7 protein-coding genes are annotated in these 5,056 nt (G+C 56.7%); all 7 read right to left on the bottom strand.

Going from position 1 to position 5,056, the window contains the following annotated elements:
* A partial coding sequence (locus NW848_RS07810; protein WP_414510865.1) for a pentapeptide repeat-containing protein occupies positions 1-488 on the bottom strand: 488 nt, incomplete at its 3' end.
* An 8-nt stretch (positions 489-496) separates the two neighbouring features.
* Positions 497-2,026 carry an Hsp70 family protein gene (locus NW848_RS07805; RefSeq protein ID WP_414351930.1) on the bottom strand — a complete coding sequence of 510 codons (1,530 nt, stop codon included), beginning with the start codon at positions 2,024-2,026 and terminating at the stop codon, positions 497-499.
* Positions 2,023-2,472 (bottom strand): molecular chaperone GrpE, encoded by a 450-nt coding sequence (locus tag NW848_RS07800; RefSeq protein WP_414508309.1) that lies wholly within the window; start codon positions 2,470-2,472, stop codon positions 2,023-2,025. Before NW848_RS07800 ends, NW848_RS07805 begins: the two co-directional genes overlap by 4 nt.
* A gap of 6 nt (positions 2,473-2,478) precedes the next feature.
* Positions 2,479-2,751, bottom strand: coding sequence for a helix-turn-helix domain-containing protein (locus NW848_RS07795; RefSeq protein ID WP_414508310.1), 273 nt, complete (start codon positions 2,749-2,751; stop codon positions 2,479-2,481).
* Complete coding sequence (locus NW848_RS07790; protein WP_099812547.1) at positions 2,748-2,957, bottom strand: DUF2997 domain-containing protein; 210 nt, start codon at positions 2,955-2,957, stop codon at positions 2,748-2,750. The genes NW848_RS07795 and NW848_RS07790 overlap by 4 nt, the downstream gene beginning before the upstream one ends.
* 9 nt (positions 2,958-2,966) lie before the next feature.
* On the bottom strand, positions 2,967-3,341 hold the full coding sequence (locus NW848_RS07785) for a DUF1257 domain-containing protein (protein ID WP_099812548.1): 375 nt from the start codon (positions 3,339-3,341) through the stop codon (positions 2,967-2,969).
* Between the two features lie 118 nt (positions 3,342-3,459).
* A partial coding sequence (locus tag NW848_RS07780) for a pentapeptide repeat-containing protein (RefSeq protein ID WP_414389209.1) occupies positions 3,460-5,056 on the bottom strand: 1,597 nt, incomplete at its 5' end.

The raw sequence follows: 5,056 nt of genomic DNA, 5'->3' as shown, positions 1-5,056 counted from the left end.
AGGTCGGCCCCGCTCAGGTTGGCCCAGATCAGGTTGGCCTGGCTCAGGTTGGCCTGGCTCAGGTCGGCCCCGCTCAGGTTGGCCCAGATCAGGTTGGCCTGGCTCAGGTTGGCCTCAATCAGGTCGGCCCCCCTCAGGTTGGCCCAGCGGAAATCCCGCTCTCCCGCTTCATACCTTGCTCGGACATCTCCAACCTGTCGGAGGGGAAGTCGATGGGACTTTGCCACCTGCACCTGCTGCGGATCCTTCGATTCCAGCAGCGTCTCCCAAGCCGCAAACTGCACTTCCCAGTTGGGATCATTTCGCAGGGCTTGGATAACAAGCTCGGCCCCTCTGGATCCGTACCTCAGAGCACCCTTGATTGCTTGGATTCTCACCTTGGGATTCGGACTGCCCAGGGCTTGCTCAATGCCCACCAAGCCTCCCATGACCGGATCGGATCCGGCTGGTTGCTGTCCACCCAGAACAGGATCAAAGTTTTCCGCCATCCCTAACCTCAAGTTAACCTTCCAACCACCTGCTGCTGCATAAGGGTCTTTTGAGTTTGCAAATCTACTACCGTTACCCGCAAAGTTCGCCCGGCATCGACGGCAAAGGTGACCTGCAAACGATCCACTCCCACCCGCCCTAGCGGCTTGAGGGGAATGGAAAGCTGGTTGTGGATCCCAAGGGGACGAAAGCTAGAAGCTGCGGTGCTGTTGCGGATCTGCATCCGACCGTCGGGATCGTAAACAACCTCAGTTGCCCCTTCCTCGGCCATCTCACCAACCACCAGGTTGATGTGGCTTTGCCCATTGGCGTTGGCCTGCAAGGGAGGCAGTTCCACCGTGGCAGGATAAGCCGTGCCGCTCTTAAAGAGAGGGAAAAAGTCGGGCGCCTGCAAATAGGGATTCCAGAGCCGCAGGGCATAGGTATGGCGGAGATGATCTTGAAGGCGGGCAAACTGGGTGAAGGCCAGAGCGCCGTGGGCCACTGCCTCAAACGGCTTGTGGTACTTGACCTTGTCGCGGCCAAAGAGGCTAATGACCTGATGCTGCACTCCTGGGATGAGGCTGGTGCCACCCACCAACACCACCTGGTGGATATCTCGTTTAGAGATCCCTTTATTGTGGGCTTTCTCGATGACCTCATCGATGGCTTCTCTCAGCCGCGTCAGCAGGCCGCGCTCTTCCAACAGCTCCTGGAGTTGCTCGCGCTGAAGCGTTAAAGTGTGGGTCTCAAAGGAGTCTTCATCCAGCCAGGCCTCGCTGGCCTGAGAATGGCTGGAGAGGCGGATCTTGAGCCGCTCGGCAACCTCGCACAGAACCTGGAAGCTGCTGGCCGGGACCTGCTGTCGCTTGCGGCCCAACTGCTCCAGCACCCATTCGGCAATCCAGATATCGATATCGACGCCGCCACAGCCATAGGCCCGGTCAGTTTTGGCAATGACCTCAGCTCGGTAAGCAGTGCCCTGCTCTGGCTTCAAGATTTTGACCAAAGAGAGGTCGAGAGTTCCGCCCCCCAAATCGATCACCAAAATCAGGGATCCCGGCTCCTGGATCCCGTAGCCCAAAGCAGCCGCGGTGGACTCGTCGAGGAACACGACCTGTTGGATCCCTAGGGAGCCAAACACCTCTTGCAGGTTGTGCAAATAGCCCTCGTAGGCTCCCACCGGCACGGTCAAGATCACCTTATCGGGCTGCCAGCCCTCTGCCTGGAGTTTGGCAAGAAGCTGCTGCAGAAAGATCCGCGTGGCCTCTTGGGCTGTGTAGGCCTGTCCATCCACATAGGTTGGAGCCGGCTGGAATTGTTGAGAGAGATCCCGCTTAAAGCCTTTGAATAGGCGCTTGGGATCCCGTTTGGCCTGGGCAGGTGCCCCAATCAAAAATTGCTGATTTTGGCCGACAAAGAGAACCGAGGGAATTAGAGGGGGGCTGCCGTCGTAGCGGTGGGTGATCCCTGGTATATCGATTGCAAGGGGTTTTTGGTTTTGGTAGGCACAGACCACCGTATTGGAAGTGCCAAAATCAATAGCCAACGTCGTCATGCTGCCAAGGAAGGTAGAGTGCGACTGACTTTGGCTCGAACTAAAACTTGATCCCTAAGTCGATAGCCCACAAAGCGAACGTAGACCGGCTCTCCCGCCTGGATATCCTCTTCATCGGGCTGGTGGCTTTCTGGGTCATAGGCCACCTGTTGCCACACCTGGCCAATGGTTTCCAACTGCCAGTCTTCCAACAAGTTGCCCAGACAGGTCAGCAAAGCCAAGACTTGCTGCGCGGGGTAATCCGGTCGCCTCTGCACAACCTGCTGCAGGGTAGGATATTGCACCAAAAGAGGCTTGAGCTTTTCCACCAGTTCGGCGCGGATTTGATGGCGCAATTGCCCTTCCTGCTGTTCTAGCTGTTTGTGCAGCCGCTGCAATTCCTGAGCCGTTTCTACAGACTCCGATGCTAGCTCAATTCCGCTAAAATCCTGAATAAGGTTCGGCAAGGGTACTTACAAAATGCTGGCCGCTCGATTGAGATCGGCTAACTTCAGCTTTTCGGCCTGTCCAGTTCTCAGGGCATTTAGGGCTCCTCGACTCAGTTTGGCCTTTTGTCGAAGCTCTCGCCAGGTTGAGATACCGGCAGCCTGCATGAGATTGCGCAGCAGGGCATCATGACTTTTCATTTCAGAGTTACGACTCCAAAATGGAATCCTAGCCAGAGTCTTTTGGATCCCTTTGGTTAAACCAGACAGGGGATCAAGAAAGGGGTTTGGGGCATTCATAGACGCTCCACCTGACGCTGGACATCTTCTTCTATGACTGGTACCTGGTCATATTCAGGCAACAGTTCCCTTTTTTGAACTGTGCCCAATGCCCTTTCTATTTCCTCAGTTAGTTCAAGGCAGCCCTTGCCTTTGACATTGAGCACGCGCTCAATCACGTTGCCATCTTTGTCGATGATGTATTCAACCTGTTGATATTCCGCCATAATGCCTCCTCAAGCCCAGCGCCCCAACACAATCCTGATCTGCCCTTTTTCATCCACAGATTCCGACTCTACCGTAAATCCCTTCTCCGCGGCCGTCGCAAGAAGCTGCTCGCGGGTATAGGCTTGGCGGATTGGCGCTAAGAAAGCCTCAGCGCTGACTCCCGTTCCCCAAAAGTCGGCAATCATCTCCAGGCTGTCCCCCCGTTGGCGAAAGCCAATGTCGTAGCCGTTGCTGCGCCTAACCACCAGATCTGCCTGGACACGGTTCCCTCCATACCCCCGGACATAAGTGTTTTCCAAGACCTCGTGACCTTGGGCAACCAAAGCGCCTTTCAGGATCTCTTTATTTTTGAACTGAACCTTGATGCTGGTGAAGTGCGACACTGTGGGGATTCTCCTCAGAAGAACATGCTTTATCCTAGAGCAGTCCTCTTGGCTTGAAAAGTTTTGCTAGGGCACAAAGCCGCGTGGCCCTAACCAAAGAAATTGAGGGAGCCAACCATTAGTTTCCCTTGGCTAGAGGATGCCGGTGGGGATCCGAGGTAGCAGGAGGAAGCAGGCGAGGGACATCGCGGTAACCAAACCAGACGCTCGCCAAACTTTTGAACCAAAGGGAGAGCCAGGTCAACTTCCACTGAAAATCAAGTCTTGCGCCCTGGAGATTTGCGCCTCCTACCTTGGCATGGTCTAGGTTGGATCCTTCCAGGCTGGTGTAGCTTAGGTCGGCCCAACTGAGATTGGATCCGCTGAGGTTGGCCCGGCTGAGGTCAGCCCCCCTCAGTCCGGTTCCAACTAGGCTGGCTCCCCTCAAGTTTGCACCGACCAGTTTCGCCCCGCTCAGGTTAGTCCAGTTCAGGTTGGCGCCGCTCAGGTCAGCTCCACTCAAGTTTCTCTTGGAGGCGTGACCGTTGACGATCTCCCACACCAGCCGCCACTTGGCCTCGATCTGGGTTTCAGGAGAAAGGATCACTCGTTGCAGATTGGCCAGCTCCAGATTTGCCCCTCTCAGGTCGGCGCCGCTTAGGTTGGCTCTGCCCAGATAAGCCCTACTGAGCTGGGTTCCACTGAGATCGGCTTGGGTTAGGTTGGCCCCACCCAGCTTGGCCCTCTTCAGATTGGCTCCACCTAGGTTGGCCTCGCTCAGATCTGCCCCAATCAAGTAAGCCCGGCTTAGGTTGGCTCCGCTGAGCCTTACCCCCCTGAGGTCTGCCTGGCTAAGGTTGGCCTTTCTCAAGTCCGCCTCTCTCAAGTCCGTCCGGCTCAGCTCCTGCGAATGGGCGCAAGCATGGAGAATAATTAACCACCAGCGACTCTCCGGGCTGTCCTCTGCAGAAATCACCGCCCCTCTCAAGATAGGCAAGTTTAGGCTTGTCTTGCCCAGTTTGGCTTCGCCGAGGTCGGCCCCGATGAGGCTAGCCCCCCTTAGATCTGCGCCGTTCAGTTTAGCCCGCCTCAGCCTGGCTCCGATGAGCTTGGCCTGTGTCAACTTGGCCCCCACGAGTTTAGCCTTGGCTAGTTCGGTCTTGATCAAGCTGGCGCCACTGAGGTTGGCAGCGCTTAGGTCTGCGCCGCTGAGATCTGCTTGGTTTAGATTGGCCCCCCTCAGATCCGCCTGGCTCAGATTGGCTTTGCTCAACTCTGCCCACTTTAAGTCTGCGCCGCAGAGGTTAGCCCCTCTCAGGTCGGCTCCCACCAAGTTCACGCCGGTGAGGTTGAGCCCGCTCAGATTTGCCCAGCTCAAGTTCGCCCCGCTCAAGTCTGCCTGAGCTAGATTTTTCCCCTGGGCGTGGCCGTTGACAATTTCCCAGATCAGTTGCCACTTGCGGTCAATTTGCGTTTGAGGGGAAAGGATGGCTCCTCGCAGGCTGGCCAAATGTAGGCAAGCGGCGTCCAGGTCGGCCTGCCTGAGGTCGGCTCCCTCCAAGTTGGCCCACCTGAGGTCGGTTCCCCTCAGGTTAGCTTCTCTCAAGTTGGCGCCGGCAAGTCTTGCTCCCCTCAGGTCTGCTTGAGCCAAGTTGGCCCCACTCAGGTCAGCCCAATCCAGGTTCGCCCCGCTCAAGTCTGCCTGAGCTAGATTTTTCCCCTGGGCGTGGCCGTTG

It is taken from the genome of Synechococcus sp. RC10A2 (assembly GCF_047502605.1).
The sequence above is the reverse complement of the archived record's forward strand: the minus strand, read 5'-3'. Positions and strand labels throughout refer to the sequence as shown.

Coding starts and splice junctions, on each gene's coding strand:
- NW848_RS07805 (WP_414351930.1), bottom strand. CDS start 2,026: ATGACGACGTTGGCTATTGATTTTGGCACTTCCAATACGGTGGTCTGT.
- NW848_RS07795 (WP_414508310.1), bottom strand. CDS start 2,751: ATGAATGCCCCAAACCCCTTTCTTGATCCCCTGTCTGGTTTAACCAAA.
- NW848_RS07790 (WP_099812547.1), bottom strand. CDS start 2,957: ATGGCGGAATATCAACAGGTTGAATACATCATCGACAAAGATGGCAAC.